Origin of the sequence: Micrococcus lacusdianchii (assembly GCF_023155805.1) — a bacterium.
Taxonomy (GTDB): domain Bacteria; phylum Actinomycetota; class Actinomycetes; order Actinomycetales; family Micrococcaceae; genus Micrococcus; species Micrococcus lacusdianchii.
Genome location: NZ_JAKNUW010000012.1, coordinates 65,452 through 90,895 on the forward strand (window position 1 = coordinate 65,452; position 25,444 = coordinate 90,895).

Here is a 25,444-nt window from a genome sequence, read left to right on the forward strand (position 1 = left end):
TCGCGCACCGGACCGGACGGCCGACGTCGTCCGGGACCCCAGGCGGGACCCCGCCGCGGGACGACGACGTGCAGGCCACCGGCCTGGCGACACCGATCACCACCCCCACGAAAGGCGAACACCATGGTCAAGCAGTCCATTCTCGGCCGGATCAGCACCCTGGCCAAGGCCAACATCAACGCGATGCTGGACAAGGCGGAGGACCCCCAGAAGATGCTGGACCAGATGGTCCGGGACTACACGAACAACATCGCGGAGGCCGAGGCCGCCGTCGCGCAGACCATCGGCAACCTGCGCATGATGGAGGAGGACTACCGCGAGGACGAGGAGGCCGCGCGCAGCTGGGGCCAGAAGGCTCTCGCCGCGTCCCAGAAGGCGGACGACTTCCGCACCAAGGGCGAGGCCGCCAACGCGGACAAGTTCGACAACCTCGCCAAGGTCGCCATCGAGCGCCAGATGGACGCCGAGCGTCAGGCGAAGACCGCCGAGCCGACCATCACCTCGCAGCGCGAGATCGTGGACCGCCTGAAGACCGGTCTGGACCAGATGAAGGTCAAGCGTCAGCAGCTAGTGTCCAAGCGGGACGAGCTCACCGCGCGCGCCCGCACCGCGGACGCCCAGACCAAGGTCGCGGACGCCGTGAAGTCCATCGACATCATGGATCCGACCTCGGAGATCTCCCGGTACGAGGAGAAGGTCCGCCGTGAGGAGGCGCGCGTGCGCGGCCAGCAGGAGCTCGCCGCGTCCTCCCTGGACGCGCAGTTCGAGTCCCTCGAGGACCTCGGCGAGCAGACCGAGGTGGAGGCCCGCCTGGCCGCACTGAAGTCCGGCGGCGCCCCCGCCGCCCTGGAGGCCGGCTCCGATGAGCTGACCCTCGACTACGCGGGCGAGCAGACCGGCACGAAGACCGGCACCGGCACCCAGGCCTGACCCGGCCCGCCGGGGCATCAGAGACGCCGCGGCATCGCGACGGCGGCGCCGCCCCCTGCGTGGGGCGACGCCGCCGTCGTGCGTCCGGCCCCAGGCCACCACGGACTCGGCGGCCCACACCGCCACCGGCAAGGGTCCCCGGTCCCCTCCCCTGTCGAGGGACCCGTGCGTCACGGCCTCCCCTGCGCGACGGCGGCCGCTGGCCCGCGGTTCCTCGGCGTCCTGCCGATCGGCTGACCGCCGCGGACGTACGGCTCCATCCTGCTCGTGACGGTGGTCGTCCGCCCGGCGCTGACGGACCACGTGACCGGGCGCAGGATCGACCGGCCGGTGGGCTCGTCCGCCTGCGGCGGCGTGCTGAGCTGCCCCTCGCGGGCGGCGATCGCCGCGGCGGTCCTGCTGCTGCGGACCGACCCCGCCGGCACCATCCCGCGCACGGCGAAGGCCCCAGGACCGGAGTCCTGGGGCCTTGTCCTCGTTGCGGGGGCAGGATTTGAACCTGCGACCTCCGGGTTATGAGCCCGGCGAGCTACCGAACTGCTCCACCCCGCGGCGATGACCATGACTCTACACGCTCCTCATCCGCTCGCCAAATCGAGGACGCGTGCCGGTCATCACACGGCCATGTCCCCGTCACCGGGCGGACCGGATCGGCTCCCCCGACGGCGACGGCGCCGAGCCGGGGATCGCTCCCCCGCCCGGCACCGTCGTGTGCGGCCCTCCCGCTCAGCCCTCGGGCTGCGGTGCGGGCTGGGCGGCGTCGCCCTCGGCCGGCGTCGGGGCGCCCTCCGCGGGGGCCGGCGCGCCGGCATCGCCGTTGAGCGCGTCATCCGCGGCCGTGGCGCGGCGCAGAGCCTCGTTGAGGCGGTCCTGCTGCTCGCCGTAGCCGGCCCAGTCGCCCTCGGCCAGGCGCTCCTGGCCCTTCGTCAGCGCGTCCTGCGCTTCCTGCAGCGCGGACCGCAGCTCCTGCTCGGCGGTGCCCTGCGGCCCGGCCGGCTGCCCGCTCTCGCCGCCGGCCTGGCCCTCCTCGGGGGTGACGGCCCCCGAGTCGCCGTCGAACACCTGGTCCAGGGCGCCCTGCAGGGTGTCCGCGAAGCCCACCTTGTCGCCGAAGGACACGAGCACCTTGCGCAGCGTCGGGTAGGTGGTGCCGCCCGAAGACCGGACGTACACCGGCTGGACGTACAGGATGCCGCCCGCCACCGGCAGGGTGATCATGTTGCCGTTGAGCACCTCGGAGGCGCCCTGGCGCAGCAGGTTCAGCTCCTGGGAGACGGTGGCGTTCGAGTCGAAGTTCGCCTGCGCCTGGCCGGGGCCGGGCACCGTCGTGGAGCGCGGCAGCTCGAGCAGACGGAGCGTGCCGTAGTCCTCCGCCTTCACGCCGTCCTCGCCCGTGCCGGCGTCACCGGCCGCGGACAGGAACCCGTAGAGCACGTTGCGCTGCTGGGCGTTCTGCGTGATCTGCGGGATGTAGTTGCTGGTCAGGGAGAAGGCGGGTTCCTCCTGCCCGGGCATCTGCAGCGTCATGTAGTACGGGGGCTGCTTGACGTCGTCGTCCCGCGTGGGGTCCGAGGGCACGGACCACGCGTCGTTGTTCTCGTAGAAGTCGTCCGGGTCGGTCACGTGGTACCGGCCCAGCAGCTCGCGCTGGACCTTGAACATGTCCTCGGGGTAGCGGACGTGGTCCATGAGCGCGGCGCTCATCTCCGTGTACGGGCGCAGGGAGGCCGGGTAGACCTCCTGCCACGCCCGCAGCAGCGGGTCCTCGGTGTCCCATGCGTAGAGGTCCACGGAGCCGTCGTAGGCGTCCACGGTGGCCTTCACGGAGTTGCGGATGTAGTTCACCCGGCCCTGCAGGGCCGCGTTCGGGCCCTGGCTCAGCGCGTCCAGGGTGGCCTCGCCCAGCTGCTCGGCCGTGGAGTAGGGGAACTGGTCCGAGGTGGTGTAGGCGTCCACGATCCACTTCACGCGGCCGTCCACGATCGCCGGGTAGGCCGAGGTGTCCACCGTCAGGTACGGGGCCACCTTCCGCACGCGCTCCATGGGGTCGCGGTCGTAGAGGATCTGCGACTCCTCGTTGACGTCCGAGGACAGCACCAGCTCGGGGGCCCCGAACTTCACCGCGTACGCGAGGCGGTTGAAGATGCCGCCGACGGAGGGGCCGCCGTCGCCCTGGAAGGTGTAGGCGGTGTCGTCCTCGGAGTCGGCGGTCTGGGGGCGGTCGCGCTCCACCGGCGGGGCGCCCTCGGGCGCCCCGACCACGGAGTACGCCGGGGAGTTCTGGCCGAAGTAGATGCGGGGCTCGTAGTCCTGGTCCGAGGCGAGGGGTCCGCGCGTCGGGATCTCGGAGAGCAGCCACTGCGGACGGCCGCCCGCAGCCACCTCCGAGGCGTCCGCCACCACCATGCCGTAGCCGTGCGTGTAGATGGTGTGCCGGTTGACCCAGGACTGCGAGTCGTCCACGTTCACGTCGCGGGCCGCCAGGATCGTGTCCCGGATCTCGCCGTCCACCTCGTAGCGGTCCACGTGGAGCGTGCCCGGGAACGCGTAGTACGGGCGGAACTGCTGCAGCTGGCCGAAGGTCTGTGAGATCAGGTTGGGGTCCATGAGGCGCACATTGGCCGTGTTGGCCTCCTCCCCCGCCAGCGCGCCCGCCTCGGTCTCCGTCGCGCCCTCGTAGGTGGCCACCTGCACGGCGTCCAGGCCGTACGCTTCACGCGTCATCTCGATGTTGCGCGCGATGTACTCGGACTCCAGGGTCCGCTCGGAGGGCTTCACCTGGTACTGCTGGACGATGTACGGGTAGGCCGCGCCCACCACGAGCGCCGTGATCACCAGCACCGCCGTGCCCACGAGCGGCAGCCGGAAGCGGCCGGTGAAGGCGGCGACCACGAACAGGACGGCCACGATTGCCGCCGTCACCGCCAGGATCGCCGAGGTGGGGATCACCGCGTTGACGTCCGTGTACATGGCGCCCGCCCAGCCGCCCGACTGCGACTGGAGGGTGCGGTACCGGTTGAGCCAGAAGGTCACGGCCTGGAGCAGCAGGAACAGGCCCACCGTCGCGGCCACGTGGATGCGCGCGGGACGGGAGACGTGCAGCCTGCCGTCCTCCCGCACGCCCACGGAGCCGTACAGGTAGTGCACCGCCAGGCCCGCCAGGCCCGCGATCAGCACCACGGAGATCAGGTAGCCGACCACCATGGACAGGAACGGCAGCGTGGCCATGAAGAACATCAGGTCCAGGCCGAACTCCGGGTCCGTGCGGCCGTAGGGCACCTGGTGCAGGAACAGCTGGGCGGTCTGCCAGCCGTTCAGGGCGGCCGAGCCGGCGAACAGGCCGAGGACGATCGGGGCGGCCACGAACACCAGGCGACGCATCGGCTCGAGCTGGCGCTGGGCCCGGCTGAGGGAGTCCCGGGCCCCGGGTCCGGCCTCGCGGGTGCGGTGGCGCCAGGCCAGGTGGATGGCCAGCCACACGGCCAGCGCCATGAGGGCTCCGGCCACGAGGAACAGGGCGGCCTTGGTGAGGATCTCGGTCCAGAACACCTCGGTGAAGCCGAGCTGATCGAACCAGAGGATCTCGGTGTACACGCGGGTGAACAGCATGAACAGGGCCGTCAGGACCGCCACCGAGATCACGGTGAGCAGCAGGGCGCTGGGCCGGCCCGGCCCGCGGGGGGCGGTGCGCGCCGCGGAGGACCCGCCGCCCGCGCCGCCGTCGGAGGCGCCGCCGCCGCTGTCGGGGGCGCCGCCCCACGGGCCGAACCCGCCGAACGGGCCGCCCACGCCGGGGCCCTGGTCTCGAGGCGGCCCGCCGAAAGGCCCGCCGGACTGTCCGAAGCTCACTGTGTCTCCTCGTTCTCCCCCGCGGACGGGGGTGCGGTGCGGAGCCGGATGGTCTCCGCGTCGGGGGTCCGTGGGGTCACGGACCGCTGGGTCTGCCGGGCCGGGCCGCGAGGGCGGGCCTGCCTCATCCGCACGGCGGTACGCCGTCGGGGGTCTGTCCTCGCCCGAGCTCTTCGAGAGCGCGGCGGGCGGTGTCGAGGGTGTCCACCGCGTAGACGTCGATGCCCTCGGGCACGCGCCCGGCGAGCTCCGCGCAGTTCTCCGCGGGGGCCAGGAAGGCGGTGGCGCCGGCGTCGGCCGCCCCGCGCACCTTCTGGGCGATGCCGCCGATCGCGCCCACCCGCCCGTCGGCCGTGACCGTGCCGGTCACGGCCACGTGCGCGCCGCCGGTAAGGGCGCCGGGGGTGAGCCGCTCGATCACGGCGAGCGCGAACACCGTGCCGGCCGACGGCCCGCCCACGTCCTCGAGGGCGAAGTCCACCTCCACGGGCACCTCGAACCGCTCGTCCATCAGCACCCCGATCTGCCAGGCCCGCTCGGACCCGGCCGGGGCGGCGGCCACGGGGACCTCGATGTCCTGCTCCCGTCCCTCACGGCGCACGGTCAGGGTCACCGGATCCGGGGCGGCGGCCTCGACGGCGGTCCGCACGTCGTCGACGGACCGCACCGGCTCGCCGCCGGCGCGCAGCACCGCGTCCCCCTCGCGCAGAGCTCCGGTCGCGGGGCTGTCCGGGGTGAAGGCCTGGACCGTCAGCTGGCCGGGCACGTCCCGCCCGAGCGAGCGCAGCGCGGCCACGGTGGCCACGTCCTGCGAGCTCGTCATGGCGGCCTCGTTGGCCCGTCCGACCTCCTCCGCGCTGACCCCGGTGGGGTGGATGAGATCGCGGGGCACCGCGTCCGTGGTGGGGTCGGCCAGCGCAGCGACGACCTCGGCCGCGGTGGTGGTGCCGCCGGGCGGGCCCGAGACGAGCACGGTGGTCATGTCCAGGCGCCCCTCCCCCGGGTGCTCCGCGCCTCCTTCGACCGACATGACCGGGCGGCCGCCGTGCTCACCGAGGACGTCGATCGCCGGGCCGGGGCCCTCGAGGATGTACGGGGTCGGCAGGAGCAGGACCGCGGCCGCAGAGCCGGCGGCGAGCCACCCGGAGACGGGCACGTTCGGGCGGCGGCGGGACACACGGGACACTGCGCGCACGCGACACCGACTTTCCTGCTGTGGACCTGGTCCGGGGCCATGTCCGCTGCGCGCGGGCGCGAGGGGCGCGGGCGCGGCGGTCGGCCCAGTCTAACGGTGGCGGTCCGGGCTCACGCGGGACGGGACGGCCCTGCGCCGAGGGCGAACCCGCTCCGACTGCTGGCCGCCCGACCCGCGCGGCGCCGGGCGCGCGCCGATACGCTGGGGCGCATGACTCACGACCCGCGCACCCCCGGTCCCGACGACGGCCGCGACCCGCTCGAGGAGATGCTCCGCCAGATGTTCGGCGGCCAGGCCCCGGACGCGGACGAGATCCGCAAGGCCATGGAGGGCATGGGCGCCCCCGGAGGCATGGGCGGCATGCCCGGCATGGGCTTCGACCCCTCGCGGCTGGACCCGGCGATGATGCAGCAGGCCATGGCCCAGTTCCAGGCCATGATGAACCCCGGCCCCGGCTCCGACGGTCCCGTCAACTGGACGCTCGCCAAGCAGGCCGCCCGCCAGGCCGTGGCCGGCGAGGACCCCTCGGTGGGGTCGTTCGCGCGCAGGGAGGTCGACGAGGCCCTGCGACTGGCCGAGCTGTGGCTGGACGCCGTGACGGAGACCGAGCCCACCGGCGCGATGGGGCAGGCGTGGTCCCGGGCCGAGTGGGTGGAGGCCACCGCCGACGCCTGGCGCCGTGTGACCGAGCCCGTGGCGACCTCCCTCTCCCGGGCGATGTCCGCCGCGATCGAGCAGCAGCTGCCCGGCCAGCTGCCCGAGGGCTTGGACGCCTCCCTGCTCGGCGGCCTCCAGCCGATGCTGCAGAACATGGGCGGCACCATGTTCGGCTTGCAGCTGGGCGGCGCTGTGGGCACGCTCGGGAAGGAGGTGCTCTCCGGCACCGACATCGGGCTGCCGATGGCCGGCCATCGCCCCGCCCTGATCCCGGTCAACGTGGAGGAGTTCGGAGACGGCCTGGCCGTCCCGGACGACCAGCTGCGTCTCTACCTCGCCCTGCGCGAGGTGGCCCGGTTGCGCCTCTACCTGCACTCGCCGTGGCTCGAGCGTGACCTCTTCGCGGCCATCGAGCAGTACGCCGCCGGGATCCGCCTGGACACGGAGGGCATCGAACGTGCCGCCGCGTCCGTGGACCCGATGGACCCGGAGTCCATGCAGGCCGTCTTCGACGGCTCGTCCTTCATCGCCGCGCCGGACGCCACCCAGCGCGCCGCCCTGGACCAGCTCGAGCTGCTGATCGCGCTCGTGGAGGGCTGGGTCGACGTCGTGGTGGCCGAGGCGGCGAAGCCGCTGGAGTCCGCCGCGGCCCTGCGGGAGACCATCAACCGCCGCCGCGCCTCGGGCGGTCCCGCCGAGGAGGCGTTCGCGGCCCTCGTGGGCCTCGAGCTGCGCCCGCGGCGCCTGCATGAGGCCGCCGCCTTCTGGGAGCACGTGACCGCGGAGCACGGGACCGCGTACCGCGAGGACATCTGGTCCTCCCCCGAGCGTCAGCCCACGGCCGAGGACCTGGATGACCCCTCGGGCTACGCCGGCCGCCGCTCGGCCGCGGAGGCCTCCACGGACGCCCTCGACGACGAGCTGCGCCGCCTCCTCGACGGCGGCTACGGGGACGCGCCGAAGGAGTCGTGAGCGGTCCTCATCCCATGACGGCGTCGTCGTCCCCGTCCGGCCACGCGCCGGCGGGGGCGGCGACGTCGTCGTCTGCGGCGTCCGGGGCGGCGGGGAGGGCCCGTGAGGTGGCGTGGGTGACGCCGGCCAGGAACGCCAGGGCCTCCCGGTAGCGGGGCAGCCGGTCCACGAGGGCCTGGAACCGGGGACCGTGCCCGGGCTCCGCCAGGTGCACCAGCTCGTGCCCGAGCACGGCGTCCACCACCCAGTCGGGCATGCCCCGCAACTGCGCCGAGAGCCGGATGGTGCCGCGGGCGGGCGTGCAGGAGCCCCACCGCTGGCGCTGGCGCGTGGACCACGTGACGGACACCGGGCGCGGCAGGCGACCCCCGGGGACCGCCGCGTCCAGGTGCGCGGCCGCGATGGCCTCCGCTCGGGCGGTCAGCGCCGGGTCCGCCCCGCCGCCGGGCACCGGAGGGACGGCGTCGCGGGGCGCGGGCGGGGCGGGGTGGTGGTCCGGGCGGCGTGGGACGGCCGGCGACCGCTGGACCATGCGGGCGATCCACCGCCGCTCCTCCGCACGGGACAGGCGGGCGGGCACGCTGACCTGGAGCCGCCCCTCCCGCCACACCGCCGAGACGGTGCGCGTGCGGCGGACGGAGCGCACCAGTCGCACGGGGGTGCCCTCCCAGTCGAGGTCGACGGCGGTGCGTGTGGGGGCCATGCGCCCATTGTCCCGGACGACCCGCGCGGCGCCGGCCCCGCCCCGCTCCTGTGGACGGCGCCCCCGCCGACGCCGTGGACGTGTGAGCGTGGTCCGGGGCACCGCCCCGCGCGCCGGCGGGCGCACACGGACGAGGAGGAGGGGCCGCCGATGACGAGGACGGACACCGCGGGGACGCGTACGACGACGGCCGGGCCCGGCACGTGGCCGCGGCGGCTGCAGGTGGTCGGGCTGGGGCGCGCGGGGGCGGCGGTGGCCGGACTCGCGGCGGCGGCCGGGGTCGAGGCCCTCGCCCTGTGGGACCCGACCCCGGTGGGGCCCGGGGACGTGGGCACCGGACTGCTCGCGGCGGACCTGGGGCGGGAGCGGTCGCTCGCCCTGGAGGCACGGCTGGCCCAGCTGCTCCCCGGCCTGCACGTGTACGCGGACCGCGCGCGCCGGCCGGGTCCGCTGGGCGAGACGACGGTGGCGGTGGACCTGCCGGACCTGGCGGGGCTCGCGGCCCGCGCCCGCGCCGCCGACCACCCGCTGCTGCCCGTCCGGCTCGGTGCGGACGGGGTCCGGGTGGGGCCGTGGACGGGCCTGACGGTCCCGGGGTGCGTGCTGTGCGAGCCGGACCCGGTGGCCGAGGAGGAGGCCGCGGGCACCCCGGGGGCGCCCGCGGACCCCGTGGCCGCGCTGCGGGCGGCGGTGCTCGTGGCGGACGTGCTCCGCGGGGTCGACGACGCCCACGGCACCGTCCTGGCCGTGGACCCGGCCGGACGCCTCACCCGCCGGCCGGTCACACCCAGGCCCGGGTGCGCGTGCGGGGCGGGGGCGCTGCCGTGGCCTGCCGCCGGCTGAACTGGCGGCCGGTCAGGCCGTGGAGGGGCCGTGCAGCAGCTGGAGCACCTCGGGGCCGTAGCGGTCCAGCTTCGTCTTGCCGACGCCCTTGACCTTGATCAGCTCGACGGGCGTGGCCGGTTTGGTCTCGGCGATCACCTCGAGGGTGGCGTCCGTGAAGATCACGAACGCCGGCACCTTCTCGGCCTTCGCGGTGGCGCTGCGCCACTCCTTGAGGGAGTCCAGCACGGACTCGTCGTACTGCGCGGGGCAGTCCACGCACCGGCCCACCTTCCGCTCGGCACCCGTCTCGAGGGCCTTCCCGCACGAGCGGCACGTGGCCACCGTGGCGCCGCGCCGCGGGCGGCGTGCGGCCGGGGACGTGGCGGGCGCATGCTCCCGGGTGCCGCCGAGGGTGGGGTCGATCGCGCGCAGGAAGCGCGAGGGCCGGCGGTGGGCCCGACCGCCGCCGGCACGGGCCAGCGTCCAGGTCAGGTGCAGGTGCTGGCGGGCGCGCGTGATGCCCACGTAGAGCAGCCGGCGCTCCTCGTCCACCTCGGCGGGGGTGTCCGCGAAGGAGATGGGCATGAGCCCCTCGGACAGGCCCACCAGGAACACGGCGTCCCACTCGAGGCCCTTGGCCGAGTGCAGGGAGGCCAGCGTGACGCCCTGCACCGTGGGGGCGTGCTGGGCCTGCGCGCGCTCGTCCAGCTCCGCCACGAGGTCCGTGAGGGTGAAGTCCTCCCGCGCGCCGGCCAACTGGTCCGCGAGGTTCACGAGCGCGTGCAGGGACTCCCACCGCTCGCGCGCCGCCCCCGAGGCGGACGGGGGCTCGGCCGCGTAGCCCAGCGAGGAGAGCACGTCCCGCGCCCGCTGGACCACCTCCTCGCCCGTCAGGTCCTGGGCGGCCCGGGCCGCGGCGCGCAGCTGCAGGATGCCGTCCCGCACCTCCCGGCGGGAGAAGAACCGCTCGCCGCCGCGCAGCTGGTAGCCGATCCCCGCGGCGGACAGGGCCGTCTCGAAGGCCTCGGACTGGCCGTTGGTGCGGAACAGCACCGCGATCTCGGCCGGCTGCACGCCCTCGGCCACGAGCTCGTCGATCCGCTGGGCCACCCAGCCGGCCTCGGCCTCGTCGTCCTGGCACTCCCCGAACACCACCGCCGGACCCGCCGGGCGCTGCGAGGTCAGCTGCAGCGGCTCCGGCCAGTGCGGCAGCGTCCGGTCCCGCAGCCCCGCCTGCGTGCGGTCCGCCAGCAGCCGGTTGGCGGCCTCCACGATCTGCGGGCTGGAGCGGTAGTCCCGGACCAGCTTGACCACGGTGGCGTCCTGGTGGCGCTCGCGGAAGCCGGTGAGGAAGCGGGAGGTGGCGCCGGTGAACGAGTAGATGGTCTGGGACGAGTCGCCCACCACGCACAGGTCCGCGCGGTCGCCCAGCCACAGGTCCAGCAGACGGTGCTGCAGCGGGGAGACGTCCTGGTACTCGTCCACCACGAACACGCGGTACTGGTCCCGCACGGTGGCGGCGATCCGCGGCTCGGAGGTGAGCACACCCACGAGGATCAGCAGGACGTCCTCGAAGTCGATCATGTTGCGGGCGGTCTTGGCCTCCTCGTACCCCGCATAGAGCCGAGCGACCGTGGTGGCCGTCCACCCGATGGGCATCTCCCGTTCGGCGGCGGCCTCCGCGTAGCCCTCGGGGGCGTGGAGGGACACCTTGGCCCACTCGATCTCTCCGGCGAGGTCGCGCAGCCCGGCCCGGTCCACGGTCATGCGCATGCGCTGGGCCACCTCGGTGAGCAGGCGCACCTTGTTCTCTATCAGCGACGGCATGGGGCCGCCGACGGCCTGCGGCCAGAAGTACTGCAGCTGACGGAGGGCGGCGGAGTGGAACGTGCGCGCCTGCACGCCGTCCACGCCCAGGTCCCGCAGGCGGGTGCGCATCTCAGCGGCGGCGCGCGCGGTGAAGGTCAGGGCGAGGGTGCGGTGCGGGTCGAACACGCCGGAGGCCACGCCGTAGGCGATCCGGTGGGTGATGGCACGGGTCTTGCCCGTGCCGGCGCCCGCGAGGATGCAGACCGGCCCGTGCAGGGCGGTGGCGGCCTGACGCTGTTCGGCGTCGAGCCCGCAGAGGATCTCGTCCGGAGTGCTCATGGGGCGTGCACCCCTCCTCTCACGAGATCAGCGTGGTCTCATCCGGCAGCGTCCCACCGTACCAATCCTCGATCAGGGCCCGCGCGATGGACACGGCCCCCGGCAGGGTCACCTCCCCGTCCCGGACGGCGGCCACCAGTTCGGCACGGCTGAACCAGCGCAGCGAGCGGATCTCGACGCCGTCCGCCCGGTCCGTCTGCCCCCGCGGGGCGCGGGCGCGGAAGCCCACCATGAGCGAGCGCGGGAACGGCCACGGCTGGGAGCCCCGGTACACGGGGTCGACGACGACGATCCCCGCCTCCTCCCCGACCTCCCGGACCACGGCGTGCTCGAGGGACTCTCCCGGCTCCACGAAGCCGGCCAGGCACGAGTGCCGGCCGGCGGGCCAGGCGGCGTTGGAGCCGAGGAGGAGGCGGTCGTCGTCGTCGGTGACGGCCATGATCACGGCCGGGTCCGTGCGCGGGAAGTGCTGCGCGGAGCACGCGGTGCAGCGCCGGACCCAGCCGGCGGACTCCACGGCGGTGGGACCGCCGCAGCGGGGGCAGAACCCGTGGGAGGCGTGCCAGTGGGTGACGGACACTGCGGCCGTGAAGAGGCCGGCGTCCGCGTCGGAGAGCCCGGCGGCCACATCCCGCAGACCCACCCAGGCCATATCCGCCGGCAGGGGCCCCGGGGACGGCTCGGGGGTGCTGCCGGCGCCTGCGCCGTCCTCGTGGGCCACGAGGACGACGGCCGCCGGGGCCTGTCCCTCCGCGCGCTCGCGCCGGCCCAGGAAGACCGCCCCGGGCGGCAGCGGCCCCGCCGGAGACACGGTCACCAGAGCGCCGTCCCGGACGGGGGCGCGGCCCCCGCGCAGGTGCAGCACCTCGGTGCCCGCCTCCTGCCACAGCCGGTCCAGCAGGCCGGGGACCTCCCGCTCCAGCCCCGCCCGGTCCACCGCCTCCCGGGCCAGCGGCAGCGGCAGGGGCGGCAGGGATGCGGAACCGTCGGCGGGGCGCGGGGCGGGGCGGGTCGCTGGGCGGGGGCGCTCGGGCATGCCCCCACGCTAGGCGCATCCGCGGGCGGGTGTCAGGGGCGTCCACCGGGGCGCGCCGGTGAGTCCCCGGGCGTCCGCCGGGTTCGACGCCTAGGGTGGGACCGTGCACCGTCAGCCCCTCCACCTCGCCGCCCTCGCCGCCGCCGCCGTGCCCGGACTGTCTCCCGCCGCCGTGGAGCCCAGCCCGGACGACTCGGCCGACTTCGCCACCGCCGTCGTGGTGGACACGGTCGGCGAGCGCTGGCGCGTGCGCTCCCCGCGCACGGCCGAGGCGGGGATCCGTCTGGAGACGGAGGTGCAGGTCCTGGCGGGGTTCGACGCCCACCTGCGCGCGGGGCTGCCGTTCCGCGTGCCGTCCGTGGCGGGCGCCGTGCGGGTGGACGGCCTGCGCACCTTCGTCCACCAGGACCTGCCCGGCTTCCCCGTGCCCCTCGAGGAGATCGTGGCCCTCGGAGAGCCGGCCGTGCAGGACCTGGGCCGGATCCTGGCGGCCGTCCACACGCTGCCGATGACGGTGGTGGAGCAGGCGGACCTGCCCGTGTACTCGGCGGACCACGTGCGGGAGCGGCACCTGGCGAGCCTGGACGAGGCAGCGTCCACGGGCAAGGTGCCGCCGGTGCTGCTGCGCCGCTGGGAGGAGGCCCTCGAGGAGGACGCGCTCTGGCAGTTCTTCCCCGTCCCCGTGCACGGCGACCTCCACGAGGACTCCCTCTTGGTGGAGCGCGGCCGCGTGGTGGGCGTGGCCGGCTGGACGGACCTGCACGTCGGCGACCCGGCCACGGACTTCGCGTGGCTCGCCGCCGCCGAGGACCCCGACTTCCCCGAGCGGGTCCTGGACGCCTACCTCGCCCGGCGCGTGGCGGAGGACGCGGCCGACGACGGCGACGTCCACCTGCTGCGCCGCGCCTCCCTGCTCGCGGAGTTCGCCCTCGGCCAATGGCTGCTGCGCGGCGTGGAGCGGAACGACGCGGACAGGGTGGCCGACGCGGAGGGGCTGCTGGCCGAGCTCGCGGACGCGGTGCGGGCGACCCAGTCCCCCGCTCCCGGCGCCGCGCCGACCGGCGCGGATCCCGAGGACGACGGCTGGCAGCAGGAGGACGACGACCTCGCCGAGGTCGACGAGAAGGCGCACAGCCGGGAGACGACCACGCTCAGCGTGGTCCGTCCCCGGGACTGACCCCGTCGAGGGCCTGCGCCACGATCGCCTCGAGCTCCTCCTCCCCCGGCAGGTCCGCGAAGGCGCGCTCCTGCCCCTCGGCCACGTAGACGAAGCTCGCGGAGATCCGCTCGAGCGGGATGCGATGCAGGCGGGACCAGGCCAGTCGGTATACGGCCAGCTGCAGGGCCTTGCGCTCCAGCTCCCGTCCGCGGGGCACCCGGCCGGTCTTCCAGTCGACGAGCTCCCAGTGCGCCTCGGGGTCGAACGGCTCCCCCTCCCGCGCCCCGGATCGGTACACCGCGTCGATGCGCCCGCGCAGGGTGATGCCCGCGATCGTCGTCTCCACCGCCGTCTCCACGAACGCGGGCGTGCGGTCCGCCCAGCGCGAGGACAGGAACCACTCCTGCATCCCGCCCAGGTCCAGGGCGTCGTCCACCCAGCGGTCCGCGGCGTCGTCGGGCTCGTCCAGGTCCAGCAGGCCCGTGGCGTCGAAGCGCTCCTCGAGCCACGTGTGGAAGGCGGTGCCGCGACGCGCGGCGCGCGCCGGAGGCCGGGGCATGGGCCGGCGGAGCTGCTCTGCCACGGCCTGTGGGTCCGCCGCGAGCTCCCCGTAGAGGGACACGGAGAGGTGCTCGGGCACGGCCACCCCGGAGCCGCTGCCGGTGACGTCCCGGCGGCGCAGCAGCACCCAGTCCACCTCCCGGGCGAGGTCCGGGTCCTCGGAGAGCGCGGCGGGGTCCGCCCCCCGCACCTGCCGGGCGGCCGACTCCACCCGTGCGCGGCGGGGCCGGGTCCGGGCGGGCACGGGCCGCCACGCCTGCTCGTCCTCCGGGTCCTCGGGGTCCACCTCCACGACCTGCGGCCCGTCGAGGGGGTCAAAGGGCCACCACGCGGCCAAGGTGCGTCCGGCCACCGGGTTGGCCTCTCCCAGGTCCTCCTGGGCCGGGGCGTGGCCGAGCACGACGCCCGGCACCTGCCCCGCGAGGGAGGCGGCCTCCTCGAGGAACGGCGAGGGATCCACGGGCGACGTGGCGGTCCCCTTCCAGTGGGACGTGCTCAGCCAGAGGCGGCTGCGGGCGCGGGTGAACGCCACGTACGCCAGTCGCCGCTCCTCCCGGGCGGCGTGCGCCTCGACCGCCGCGCGGTAGGGCGCGGGGTTGGCCGCGGCCGCGCCCTTGCTGCTGTACCCGGTGCCGGCGGACTGCACCCAGTCCCGGCGGTCCTGGGCCCAGTCCGCCTCCCACTGGGGCAGGGAGCCGTGGTCCCCGCGCAGGGGCCAGGGGAGCATGCCGGTGCCGCCGGCCGTCCAGCGGTCCGCCCGGGTGGAGGGGAAGGTGCCCTCCTGCAGCCCGGGCACGGCGACCACGTCCCACTCCAGTCCCTTGGAGGCGTGCGCGGTGAGCACCTGGACGACGCCGGGCACCGGGTCCGAGGAGTCGATCCCCAAGCCCTTCTCGTGCTCCTCCACGGAGGCGGTCCACGCGAGGAACGCCGGCAGGTCGGACGCGGCGCCCTCGCCGGCCGCGAAGCCGCGGGCGGCGTCCTGGAACGCGTCGAGGTGGCGCCGGGCGGACACCGCCGAGGGTCCGGGGCGCAACGCGACCTCCACGTCCAGGCCGATCTCGCGGACCACCTCGGCGATGAGGTCGGCGGGGTCGAGCCCCGCCCGGGCGGACAGACGCCGCAGCTGCGCGTTCGCCTCGCGCAGGCGCCGCAGCCCCTCCTCCGAGAAGGGCCGGCCGCGGGAGCCGGTCCACACGGTGCACTCCCCCGGCAGGGAGTCGAGCGCCTCGAGGAGGGCGGGCGCGTCGGCGTCCTCCTCGGCGCTGACGGGGTCCGCGTCCGTGAGCGCGGCGTCCGAGGGGCCTGGGAGGGTCTCGTGCACGGCGGCCCGTCGGTGCACGCGGCTGACGAACCGGGCGCGTTCGTGGAGCAGCTCCAGGTCCGCGGGCCCGATCCGGAACCGGGGTCCGGTGAGCATCCGCACCAGCTGGTCGTTGCGTCCGGGATCGGCCAGCACGTGCAGGACCGCGAGCACCTCGGCAACCTCGGGCAGGGACAGCAGCCCGGAGAGCCCGAGGACCTCGTAGGGCAGGCCGGCGGCGTCGAGGGCGTCCAAGACGGGCCCGAACTGGGAGCGGGCGCGGCACAGCACGGCGCGGCTGAGCCCGGCCGTGTCCGGGTCCCGGCCGAGGTCCGCCAGCCGGGCCACGAGCGCCTCGGCCTCGTCCTCGACCGTCACGTGCCGGTCCACGCGCACCTGCCCGGTCCCCGCCCCGGGGCGCGTGCGCAGGGCCTTCAGATCCACGGGCCGGCCGTCCTCGGCCGCGTGGGCGCTGAGGGGCTCCACGACGCGGTTGGCGAGTGCCAGGATCGCCGCGTCGTTGCGCCAGGCCACGGTGAGGTGGGACACGTCCGCGTTCACCCGTCCCGGTCGGCCGTCCTCGAGGACGCCGCGCTGCGGGAACGCTCCGGGGAAGGAGAACAGCTGCCCGGCGGAGGCGCCGCGGAAGCCGTAGATGGACTGGTGCGGGTCGCCCACGGCGGTGACGCAGTGGCCCAGCCCCTCGGCATCGAGGGCGGTGTCCTGCGGGCCGAAGAGGCCGGCGAAGATCTCCATCTGCGCGTAGGAGGTGTCCTGGAACTCGTCCAGGAGCACCACGGGGAAGCGCTCCCGCTCGATCCGGCCCGCCGCGGGGACGGTGCGCGCCACGCGGGCGGCGTGGCGCAGCAGGTCGCCGAAGTCCATGACCTCGCGCTCGGCCTTCGCCTCGGTGTACCGCTCCACCAGGTCCGCCATGAGGATGCGGTCCTCCAAGCCCGTGAAGAACGCACGGATCTCCGCGCTGGGCTCCTTCATGCGCGGCGGCAGCTCGAGCGACTCCCCCACGGCGATCCGCTCGCGCAGCCACCCACGCACCCGGCCGGGCTCCACGAGGTGCTCAGCCAGGTCGCCGGCCAGCCGCAGCGCGGAGGAGACGAGCGTGGCGGGGCTGACTCCGAGCCGGTCGGCGACGATCGGATGCGACCCCGCCACCCTGGCCATGAGCCGGTGGGCGTCCGCCTCGCCGATCAGGGCCGCCTCCGGCTCGACGCCCACGCGCAGGCCGTGGTCCCGCACGAGCGCCTGCGCATAGGAGTGGTACGTGGACACCGAGGCCCGCCCGAGGTCCTCGGGCTGCCCGTCGAATCCGGGGATCGGCAGCCCGGAGCGCAGGAGCGCGTCCACCTTGGCATTGATCCGGTGGGCGAGCTCGCCGGCGGCCTTGCGCGTGAACGTCACGCCGAGCACGTGGTCCGGGCGGACGAAGCCGTTGGCCACGAGCCACACGACGCGGTCGGACATGGTCGCCGTCTTGCCGGAGCCGGCGCCGGCCACCACGAGCCGCGGAGTCAGCGGGGCGGTGATCACCTCCGCCTGCTCGGGGGTGGGCGAGAACGCGCCCAGACGCGCGGCGATGTCCTCGGGTGCGTGGACGGCGGCGGACACGTCCGCGGCGGCGGTGCCCACCTCCGGTGCGGCGGGGACGGGGACCTGGGAGCTCAACGATGCCACTCGGTGACCTGCCTTCCTTCGGAGCAGAGGGGGCACACGGACGGGAGCGCGCACCGGGTCCCGGGATCGTGCACGGCGAGGAACCGGGGGCCCACGGTGCGGCGGGCCGCGGCGAACACGTCCCGCAGCGCCCACGTGTCCTCGTCCGTGAGCGCCGGCTGCTCCTGGACCTTGGTGCGCTGGGTGCCGGCCCCGAGCTGCACGAGTGCCGCCCCGCCCGGGGAGGACGGCCGGGCCAGCTCCGCGAGGGCCTCCCGCAGGGCGGGGTCCGTCCCCTCCGCCTCGAGGAGGTGGACGAGGCCCTCGGCGCGCAGGGCCACCTGGTAGGCGGCGAGCTGCGGCAGGCGCCGCAGCTCCTCCTGGGCGGGGGAACGCCGGCCGGTCTTGAGGTCGACGACGTAGGGGCGCCCCTCGGCGTCCACCTCCAGTCGGTCGATCACGCCGAAGATCTCCACCTCCAGGCCGTCCCAGTGCAGCGGGGCACGGACCACCACCTCCTGTGCCAGCGGACGGCGGCCGGCTGCTCGCATCTCGGACCAGTACCCGATGTACGCCTCGATCAGCCGGCGCGCGCGGGCGTGCTCGACGTCGGCAGCCCACCCTTGCGGCAGGCCCAGCTCCGGCAGGCGCCGCTCCAGCTCTGCGCGGACCGCACCCGGCTCGCCGTCGGGGTGGTGCTCGGCCACGGAGTGCACGAGCGTGCCCACGGACTGCGCCAGCGTGCCGCCGGCCTGGGCGCCCACGTGGTGCAGCAGCCAGTTCAGGGGGTTCTCGAGCGCCGTCTGGGCACGAGAGGGCGAGAGCCGCACCGCCTCGGTGGCGGTGTCCGTCAGCGGGGCGGCGGTGGAGAGCTCCGCCAGGCCCCACCAGTGCGCGGGGTCGGCGGGGCGCACCCCGTCCGCGGCGAGGGCGGCCAGGCCGGCGGCGGCCGCCGGGTCCTCGACGCCCACTAGGGCGGCGGGCTCGTCGGGCGCCTCGAGGCGGCGCCGCAGCCGAGCCACGAGGGCCGGTGCGGTCAACGGGGACGGGACGGGGGTGAGGGGCCGCCCCGCGGCGGGATCCCGGACCGGGTCCAGCAGGTCCAGGAAGTCGGAGGGCGACTCGTCCGCGTTCCGCACCGCGGTGGCGACCACGCGGCGCCGCGCCCGGGAGACGGCGGCGGCGAGCATCCGCAGCTCGTCCTGCCGGACCTCGGCCAGGCGGGTGCGGTGGTCGGTCGGCCATGCCGCGGCCTCGGGCGCGGTGATCAGGTCCGCCAGGTCCGTGGCGCCGAGCAGCTGGCCGCGCAGGGTGGTGTTGGGCCACTGCCCCTCCTGCAGCCCCACCACGATCACGGTGTGCCACTCGCGTCCGGCCGCGGCGGCGGGCGTGCGCACGTGGACCGCGTCGGCCCCCTCGGCGCGGCGGGCCAGGGAGTCCATCGGCAGGTCCTGGGACTGCATGTATGCGGCGAAGTCCGCCGGGGCCGCACCCGGGAACTGGTCCACGAAGCGCTCGGCCACACGGAACAGCGCGACGACGGCGTCCAGGTCAGCGTCCGCCTGGCGGGCCTCGCGGCGCGTGGCGGCGCCCTCCACCCGACCCAGGGCCGTGGCGCGCCAGCGGTCGGCGCGGCCGGAGGCGTCCCAGATCGCCCACAGGACGGTCTCCGCGGTGGCGCCCGGCTCCCGGGCCGCCGCGAGCCCGGCGCGGTGCATCCAGGCGATGCGACGCAGCGCGCGGTGCCGGTCCCTCTCCTCCCCGGCCAGGGACGGGTCCCCGAGCGCCGCCACGAGCAGCACGTCCGAGGGGCGCGCGCCGCCGCGGGCACGCTCGGCGGCCAGCAGGTCCTGACGGAGGCGGCGCACGTGCAGCGCGGTGGCCATGCCGTACCGGCCGCGCAGGAGCGCGACGGCCTCGTCCGCGTCCAGCCCCACGGCGTCCTCGCCGGACTCCGCCTGCCCGGAGACCGCCCGGAGCAGCGTCAGCAGCGGCGCGACGGCGGGCTCGTCCTTGAGCACGGCGCCCGCGGCGTCCTGGACCACGGGCACGCCCTCGGCCTCGAGGTGCCGGGCGGTGGCCGCGACGCGGGCGCCCGAGCGGGCGACCACGAGGATCTCGTCCAGCGGGACCCCCTCCTCGTGGTGGACGCGCAGGATCCGCTCGAGGACCAGCTGGTCCTCGTGCGCCCGGGAGGGCACGAGGCACGCCTGCACCCGGCCGCCGTCCCCGGGGGGCACGGTGGCGGTGCGGGTGCGCTCGACGCCCACCGTCCGCTGGCGCACCCGCCGGGCCAGACGGAGGTAGCCCTGCTGGACCTCGGACGTCATCCGGTGCCCGCGGGTGAGGACGTGGATGCGCTCGTCCGGGGCGGGGGCCGCCGGCGCGCCGGGCGCGGGGTCCGGGTCCAGGACGGCCGGGTACCGGGACACCAGGTCCGGCCGGGCCCCGCGGAAGCCCTCCACAGCGGTGTCCGGGGAGGCGGTCAGCAGGATGTCCGTGCCGCGGGCCAGCTGTCGGAGCAGATCGTGCACGGCAGGGGTGGCCTCCTGGAGGTCCTCCACCACCACCAGCCGCAGCCGGGCGCGCTCGGCGTCCGCGAAGGCCACGGCGGCGGCGTCCCGCTCGGGGTCCTCCGGGAACCGCTCGGTCAGCAGCCGCACGGCCGCCGAGATCAGGCCCGCCGCGTCGAACGCCTCGGCCATGCCCAGGTCCAGGCGGTCCCGGTAGTCCTGCACCAGCTCGGCGGCCGCCGTCCACGCGGGCCTCCCGTGGTGCCGCCCCAGCTGCTGCAGGTGGCCCGGCTCCAGGCCGAACTCGCTCATGCGGTCCACGAGCTCGCGGACCTCCCGCCGGAAACCGCGGGTGTCCACGGCCTCCGCGATCTCCTCCGGCCACGCCGGGGGCACCGCCAGCCCCTCGGCGTAGGTGTCCAACAGCTCGGCGATCACCGTGTCCTGCTCCGCGCCGGAGAGCAGCCGGGGCGGCCGTGCCAGGTGGCGCAGGGGCCCGGTGACGCGCGCGCGGCGGATGAGGTCGAAGGCGTAGGCGGCCCAGGTCCGCACCGGCGTGACGGCGCGCGTGCCGTGGCCCGCGGCGGCCAGGCGGGCGGTGAGGGCGTCCCGCAGGCGCGCGGCGGCGTCGCGCGTGGGCGCCAGGACCAGCAGCGCCTCGGGGTCCAGCCCCTGCTCGACCCGGCGTGCCGCCAGCTCCACCGCCACGGTGCTGCGACCCGTGCCCGGGGCGCCCAGCACCAGGACGGCGCCGTGACCGGGCGGCAGCGAGGCCAAGGCCTCCTGCTCCGGGGTGAGGACGAGCGGCGCGTCCGCAGCCCGCTCCCCCCGCACCAGGCGCGCGTGCTCCGGCGCGGCAGGGGCGAGCTCCTCCGGCGGCTCCCCGAGGAGGACGGCCAGGTCCTCCGCCGAGGGTCCCTGGGCGCTCCCCTGCTCCCCTGCGGCGGGCACGGCGGGGCCGCGCGGGGTGGGGTCCGGGGTCGGCCGTGCGGTCATGCGCCCATCCTCCCACCGGGCCGGACACGTTAGCCCGCGCCGCCCGGCGCGCTCCTCCGCTGCCCCTCAGCCCACCCGCGCAGCGAGCTCCTCAGCAGCGGCGAGGTCGGCGTCGTCGGGCTCCCAGCGGGCGCGGGAGAGGTCGACGCGCGGCACCGCGCCGGCCCGGACGGGCGTCCCCTCGTCCGCCCACCGGCGCGCGGCCCGGTGCGCGAGGTGGGCGGGGAGGGAGCCGTCGGCGCGCACGACGCGCCACCACGGGGTGCCCGGGTCCGCCTCGGCCATCGCACGGCCGGCCTGCCGCGGCCCGCCCGCGCCCAGCACGGCCGCCAGCCCCCCGTAGGACACCGCACGGCCCGCCGGGATCCGGCGTGCGAGTGCCGCGAGCGCCTCGCCCAGGGTGATCGGCCCCACCGGCGGGACGGGCGCGGCGGCGGTCGTGTCAGGGGTGCTCATGCCCCCATCCTGCTCCGCCGCGGGCCGGCCACGGGCCGCCCGCGCTTGTCGTGTCCGGGCCGTGAGTACCGTGGAGCCCATGACCTGGAACCAGCAGATCCGCGCGGGGTTCGACCTCGAGACCACCGGCCGCGACCCGAAGCAGGCGCTGATCGTCACGGCGACCATCGTCATGGTGGACGCCCGGGGACGTGCCGTCTCCTCCGCGGAGTGGCTCCTGGACCCGGGCGTGCCCATCCCGGAGGAGGCCGCCGCCGTACACGGGGTGACCACGCAGAAGGCGCAGGCCGAGGGCATGCCGGCCCGGCAAGGAGTGTCGGAGATCACCGAGACCCTGCGGGACCTCTTCGCCACCGGGATCCCGGTCGTGGCGTTCAACGCCGTGTACGACTTCACCGTCATGGACCGCGAGGCCCGCCGCCACGGGATCGCCCCGCTCGAGCCGCATCCGGTGGTGGACCCGTTCGTGGTGGACAAGCAGCTGGACCGCTTCCGCAAGGGCAAGCGCACCCTTGGGGCGGTCTGCGAGCACTACGGCGTGTCCCTCGAGGACGCGCACACCTCGGCCGCAGACGCCCTCGCGGCGGTGCAGGTGATGGACGAGCTCGTCCGCCGCCACCCGAAGGCGGACCTGCCCCTGCCCGACCTCCACGCCCAGCAGGTCCGGTGGAAGGCCGAGCAGGCGGAGAGCTTCGAGGAGTACCTGCGCCGCAAGGACCCGCAGGCCACGGTCTCCCGCGCCTGGCCCGTCGAGCTACAGGCCTGAGCCGCTGGGCAGGACGGATCGGCAGCGTCAGTGCCATCAGTGCCAGGCGGACAGCGCGGCGCCGATCTCGGCCACACTCCGTTCGCCCGCCGCGACGCCGACGACCAGGTCGTAGGCATCGTCGTCGGGGGCGTCGAGGACGACGCCGTTCACTGAGTAGAAGACGACGACGGCGAGCCAGCCGAGCCTCTTTTTCCCGTCTCCCAACGGATGGTTCCGGACGAGGGACTCGAGAAGGACGGCAGCCTTTTCGTCGAGCCCCGGATAGACCTCCCGCCCGTACACCACGCTGGCGGGCCTGTGGGCGGCGCTGTCGAGCAGGCCGAGGTCCCTCAGCGGGCCCACCTTCAGGTCGGCCGCCAGGGCGAGGAGGTCCTCGGTGGTGAGGTGGACGGTCATCGTCCGAGACGGTCCAAAAGGTCCGCGTAGCGCTCACGGGCGGCCGCCGATGCCGCCGCGACCGCCGTCTCGTGCCCGCGGCGCTCAGCCGCTTCACGGATGGCCCGGAGGGTGGCCTCGTGCTTGCTCACACCCTCGGCCTGGGCGAGCTCCGCCAGGAGCTTCTCGTCATCCGCCGTCAGTCGCAGGGTCATCGCCATGGGCAGAATGGTATCAGCCTGGTATCACCGCAGTTCGGCCCGGTCACGCGACGACGGCGACGTCACCTCGGCAGGTGACGTCGCCGTCGTCGTGGGTCCGGTGGACGCCGACCCGCCCGGGCCTCAGTCCTGCGGCGTGGCGGCCGCTGCAGCGCGGGCTGCCGCGGGCAGGGCGTCGAGGACGCGGCCGATCGCGGCGTCGTCGTGGGCCGCGGAGACGAACCAGGCCTCGAACACCGAGGGCGGCAGGTACACGCCCTGCTCCAGCATGGACTGGAAGAACGGCGCGTATCGGAAGACCTCCTGGCCCTGGGCGTCGGCGTAGTCGTGCACGCCGCGCTCGGACGTGCCGAACGCCACGGAGAACAGGGTGCCGGCGCGCTGGATCGAGTGGTCCAGGCCCGCGGCATCGAACGCCGACACCACGCCCTCGCGCAGGGCGTCGGAGGCGCGCTGCACGGCGGCGTACACGGACTCGTCCGCGTTCCCCAGGGTGGCGATGCCGGCGGCCATGGCCACCGGGTTCCCTGAGAGGGTGCCTGCCTGGTACACCGGGCCCAGCGGGGCCAGGTGGTTCATGATCTCCTCCGAGCCGGCCAGGGCGGCCGCGGGCATGCCGCCGCCGATCACCTTGCCGAAGCACCAGATGTCCGGGGTCCAGCCCTCGGGCTGGCCGGACAGGCCCCAACCGCCCGTGGCGGTGGCCCGGAAGCCGGTGAGGACCTCGTCCCAGATCAGCAGCGCGCCGTGCCGGCGGGTGATCTCCCGCAGGAACGCGTTGTAGCCCTCGGCGGGCTCCACCACGCCCATGTTGCAGGGCACGGCCTCGGTGATGACGGCGGCGATCCGCTCGCCCTTCTCCGCGAAGACGGCCTCGAGGGCGGCGCGGTCGTTGTAGTCCACCACGATGGTCTCGGAGGCGGCGGCCTCGGTGACGCCGGCCGAGCCGGGCAGGGCCTGGGTGGCCACGCCGGAACCGGCGGCGGCGAGCAGGCCGTCCGAGTGGCCGTGGTAGCAGCCGGCGAACTTCACGATCAGGTTCCGGCCGGTCACCCCGCGCGCCAGGCGCAGGGCGGTCATGGTGGCCTCCGTGCCGGTGGACACGAAGCGCACGCGCTCCACGGGCACGCGGGAGGAGATCAGCCGCGCGAGCTCGGTCTCGGCCTCCACCGAGGTGCCGAAGGACAGGCCGCGGTCCACCGCGGCGTGCACGGCCTCGAGCGCGGCCGGGTGGCCGTGGCCCAGCAGCATGGGGCCCCACGAGCACACCAGGTCCACGTACTCGGTGCCCTCGACGTCTCTCAGGTACGCCCCGCGCGCGGAGGCCATGAACCGGGGCGTGCCGCCCACGGAGCCGAAGGCGCGCACGGGCGAGTCCACGCCGCCCGGGATGACCCGCTGGGCCGCGGCGAAGGCGGCGGCGTTCGTGGTCGGGGTCGCGTTCGGGGTGGTCGTCATCAGAGCGAGTCCTCCTGGATCCAGCGGGCCAGCTCGGCGGCCCAGTACGTCAGCACGGTGTCGGCGCCGGCGCGCCGGATGGAGAGCACGGACTCGGCGATCGCGGCACGGCGGTCGATCCAGCCGTTGGCCGCGGCGGCCTCGATCATCGCGTACTCCCCCGAGATCTGGTACGCGGAGACGGGCACGTCGGCCATGTCCGCGACCTCCCGCAGGATGTCGAGGTAGCTCATGGCCGGCTTGACCATGACCATGTCCGCGCCCTCCTCAAGGTCCAGGGCCACCTCGTGCAGCGCCTCGGTCCGGTTGGCCGGGTCCATCTGGTAGGTCTTGCGGTCGCCGGTCAGGGCGGAGTCCACGGCCTCGCGGAAGGGCCCGTAGAACGCGGAGGAGTACTTGGCGGCGTAGGCGAGGATCGCGGTGTCCTGGTGGCCGGCGTCGTCGAGGGCCTCCCGGATCACGCGCACCTGGCCGTCCATCATCCCGGAGGGGCCGAGCACGTCCGCGCCGGCCTCGGCCTGCGCCACGCCCATCTGCGCGTAGATCTCCAGCGTGGCGTCGTTGTCCACCGCGCCGTCCGCGCGGAGCACGCCGCAGTGCCCGTGGTCGGTGAACTCGTCCAGGCACAGGTCGCTCATCACCACGACGGCGTCCCCCACCTCCGCCTTGACGTCCCGGATGGCCGCGTTGAGCACGCCCTCCGGATCCAGTGAGGCGGAGCCCGTGGCGTCCCGCTGGGCCGGGATGCCGAAGAGCATGATGCCGCCGACTCCCAGCTGGGCGGCCTCGGCGGCGGCGGCCTTGAGCGTGTCCGTGGTGTGCTGCACGACGCCCGGCATGGAGGCGATGGGCTGCGGCTCGCCCACGCCCTCCTTGATGAAGGCGGGCAGGATCAGCTGGTTCGGGTGGATGCGGGTCTCGGCGACCAGCCGGCGCAGGGCGGCGGACTGGCGGAGCCGACGGGGACGCTGATGGGGGAAGGACATGGCCTCGAGTCTAGGCGCGGTGCGGCGGGACGCGCCGGTCGGCGCGGGGCGGCGGGGGGATCGGGGCACGGCCGTCCGACTCCCCGCGGCAATTCGGTTGCGCACAACCTGACCGCGGACTACGCTCGCTCGTGAGCGCGGAGACGCGCCACCCGCGCCTCGGGCCCGCCACCCGGACCCGTCACCGGCAAGGAAGGCACCGCATGATCGAGATCGACCCCCTCTACACCGCCGAGGCCGTCGCCACCGGCGCCGGCCGCGACGGCCACGTCCAGACCGCGGACGGCCGCATCGCACTGGACCTCGCGGTCCCCGCGGAGATGGGCGGCAGCGGCGACGGCGCGAACCCCGAGCAGCTGTTCGCGGCCGGCTACGCCGCGTGCTTCCACTCCGCGCTGCAGAACGTGGCCCGTCAGGCCAAGAAGAAGCTCGGCGACTCCTCCGTGGGCGCACGCGTCGCCATCGGCAGGGCCGGCGAGGGCTTCGGCCTGGCCGTCGTGCTCGAGGTCGTGATCCCCGACCTGCCCCATGACGAGGCCCAGCAGCTCGCCGACGCGGCTCACCGGGTCTGCCCCTACTCCAACGCCACGCGCGGCAACATCCGCGTGGACGTGCAGGTCGTCGACGACTGACCCCCCACCCCGGCCCCGACCGGGGCCGG

Annotated in this window: 18 protein-coding genes and 1 tRNA gene; 6 read left to right on the plus strand and 13 right to left on the minus strand. The window is 75.4% G+C overall.

Annotated elements, in window-relative coordinates; genetic code table 11:
* Nucleotides 1–123 precede the first annotated feature (123 nt).
* Nucleotides 124–930 carry a PspA/IM30 family protein gene (locus MA879_RS08805; protein ID WP_248125259.1) on the plus strand — a complete coding sequence of 269 codons (807 nt, stop codon included), beginning with the start codon at nucleotides 124–126 and terminating at the stop codon, nucleotides 928–930.
* A 478-nt stretch (nucleotides 931–1,408) separates the two neighbouring features.
* Here MA879_RS08805 and MA879_RS08810 read toward each other — a convergent pair.
* The 3 genes from MA879_RS08810 to MA879_RS08820 form a co-directional block, all read right to left on the minus strand.
* Nucleotides 1,409–1,482 (minus strand) — tRNA-Met (locus MA879_RS08810).
* A gap of 174 nt (nucleotides 1,483–1,656) precedes the next feature.
* Entirely contained in the window at nucleotides 1,657–4,779 is a 3,123-nt protein-coding gene (locus tag MA879_RS08815; protein ID WP_248125260.1) for a UPF0182 family membrane protein, read from the minus strand.
* 124 nt (nucleotides 4,780–4,903) lie between these two features.
* On the minus strand, nucleotides 4,904–5,974 hold the full coding sequence (locus MA879_RS08820; RefSeq protein ID WP_248125261.1) for a YlbL family protein: 1,071 nt from the start codon (nucleotides 5,972–5,974) through the stop codon (nucleotides 4,904–4,906).
* Nucleotides 5,975–6,184: 210 nt separating this feature from the next.
* Between MA879_RS08820 and MA879_RS08825 the strand changes: the two genes are divergently transcribed.
* Nucleotides 6,185–7,603, plus strand: a complete 1,419-nt coding sequence (locus MA879_RS08825) for a zinc-dependent metalloprotease (protein ID WP_248125262.1) — start codon at nucleotides 6,185–6,187, stop codon at nucleotides 7,601–7,603.
* 7 nt (nucleotides 7,604–7,610) lie between these two features.
* Here MA879_RS08825 and MA879_RS08830 read toward each other — a convergent pair whose 3' ends face one another.
* On the minus strand, nucleotides 7,611–8,306 hold the full coding sequence (locus tag MA879_RS08830) for a M48 family metallopeptidase (RefSeq protein ID WP_248125263.1): 696 nt from the start codon (nucleotides 8,304–8,306) through the stop codon (nucleotides 7,611–7,613).
* A 150-nt stretch (nucleotides 8,307–8,456) separates the two neighbouring features.
* Between MA879_RS08830 and MA879_RS12430 the strand changes: the two genes are divergently transcribed.
* Nucleotides 8,457–9,149, plus strand: a complete 693-nt coding sequence (locus MA879_RS12430) for a dinucleotide-utilizing protein (RefSeq protein ID WP_282447768.1) — start codon at nucleotides 8,457–8,459, stop codon at nucleotides 9,147–9,149.
* Between the two features lie 12 nt (nucleotides 9,150–9,161).
* On the opposite strand, the gene MA879_RS08840 is transcribed toward MA879_RS12430, so the two are convergent.
* Nucleotides 9,162–11,279 carry an ATP-dependent DNA helicase UvrD2 gene (locus MA879_RS08840; RefSeq protein WP_248125264.1) on the minus strand — a complete coding sequence of 706 codons (2,118 nt, stop codon included), beginning with the start codon at nucleotides 11,277–11,279 and terminating at the stop codon, nucleotides 9,162–9,164.
* A 19-nt stretch (nucleotides 11,280–11,298) separates the two neighbouring features.
* Nucleotides 11,299–12,315: an NAD(+) diphosphatase gene (gene nudC / locus MA879_RS08845; protein ID WP_248125265.1), complete on the minus strand. Its 1,017-nt coding sequence runs from the start codon at nucleotides 12,313–12,315 to the stop codon at nucleotides 11,299–11,301.
* 103 nt (nucleotides 12,316–12,418) lie between these two features.
* On the opposite strand from nudC, the gene MA879_RS08850 reads away from it, so the two are divergent.
* Nucleotides 12,419–13,492, plus strand: a complete 1,074-nt coding sequence (locus MA879_RS08850) for a phosphotransferase (protein ID WP_248125266.1) — start codon at nucleotides 12,419–12,421, stop codon at nucleotides 13,490–13,492.
* Here MA879_RS08850 and MA879_RS08855 read toward each other — a convergent pair.
* The 3 genes from MA879_RS08855 to MA879_RS08865 form a co-directional block, all read right to left on the minus strand.
* Nucleotides 13,467–17,021 carry an ATP-dependent DNA helicase gene (locus tag MA879_RS08855; RefSeq protein WP_248125268.1) on the minus strand — a complete coding sequence of 1,185 codons (3,555 nt, stop codon included), beginning with the start codon at nucleotides 17,019–17,021 and terminating at the stop codon, nucleotides 13,467–13,469. The genes MA879_RS08850 and MA879_RS08855 overlap by 26 nt on opposite strands.
* A complete protein-coding gene (locus tag MA879_RS08860; RefSeq protein ID WP_248125269.1) occupies nucleotides 17,018–20,518 on the minus strand; it encodes an ATP-dependent helicase in 3,501 nt (1,166 codons plus the stop codon). Before MA879_RS08860 ends, MA879_RS08855 begins: the two co-directional genes overlap by 4 nt.
* Nucleotides 20,519–20,584: 66 nt before the next feature.
* Nucleotides 20,585–20,974 carry an MGMT family protein gene (locus MA879_RS08865; RefSeq protein WP_248125271.1) on the minus strand — a complete coding sequence of 130 codons (390 nt, stop codon included), beginning with the start codon at nucleotides 20,972–20,974 and terminating at the stop codon, nucleotides 20,585–20,587.
* Between the two features lie 79 nt (nucleotides 20,975–21,053).
* Here MA879_RS08865 and MA879_RS08870 point away from each other — a divergent pair, with 79 nt between their 5' ends.
* On the plus strand, nucleotides 21,054–21,740 hold the full coding sequence (locus MA879_RS08870; protein ID WP_248125272.1) for a 3'-5' exonuclease: 687 nt from the start codon (nucleotides 21,054–21,056) through the stop codon (nucleotides 21,738–21,740).
* 36 nt (nucleotides 21,741–21,776) lie between these two features.
* Here MA879_RS08870 and MA879_RS08875 read toward each other — a convergent pair whose 3' ends face one another.
* The 4 genes from MA879_RS08875 to hemB all read right to left on the minus strand — a co-directional run bounded on the left by MA879_RS08875 (nucleotide 21,777) and on the right by hemB (nucleotide 24,783).
* On the minus strand, nucleotides 21,777–22,139 hold the full coding sequence (locus MA879_RS08875; RefSeq protein WP_248125273.1) for a type II toxin-antitoxin system death-on-curing family toxin: 363 nt from the start codon (nucleotides 22,137–22,139) through the stop codon (nucleotides 21,777–21,779).
* A complete protein-coding gene (locus tag MA879_RS08880; RefSeq protein WP_135029598.1) occupies nucleotides 22,136–22,339 on the minus strand; it encodes a ribbon-helix-helix protein, CopG family in 204 nt (67 codons plus the stop codon). Before MA879_RS08880 ends, MA879_RS08875 begins: the two co-directional genes overlap by 4 nt.
* Before the next feature lie 123 nt (nucleotides 22,340–22,462).
* Nucleotides 22,463–23,797 carry a glutamate-1-semialdehyde 2,1-aminomutase gene (gene hemL, locus MA879_RS08885; RefSeq protein WP_248125275.1) on the minus strand — a complete coding sequence of 445 codons (1,335 nt, stop codon included), beginning with the start codon at nucleotides 23,795–23,797 and terminating at the stop codon, nucleotides 22,463–22,465.
* Nucleotides 23,797–24,783 carry a porphobilinogen synthase gene (hemB, locus tag MA879_RS08890; RefSeq protein WP_248125277.1) on the minus strand — a complete coding sequence of 329 codons (987 nt, stop codon included), beginning with the start codon at nucleotides 24,781–24,783 and terminating at the stop codon, nucleotides 23,797–23,799. The genes hemL and hemB overlap by 1 nt, the downstream gene beginning before the upstream one ends.
* A gap of 203 nt (nucleotides 24,784–24,986) precedes the next feature.
* On the opposite strand from hemB, the gene MA879_RS08895 reads away from it, so the two are divergent.
* Nucleotides 24,987–25,415: an organic hydroperoxide resistance protein gene (locus MA879_RS08895; RefSeq protein WP_222958409.1), complete on the plus strand. Its 429-nt coding sequence runs from the start codon at nucleotides 24,987–24,989 to the stop codon at nucleotides 25,413–25,415.
* Nucleotides 25,416–25,444: the final 29 nt, after the last annotated feature.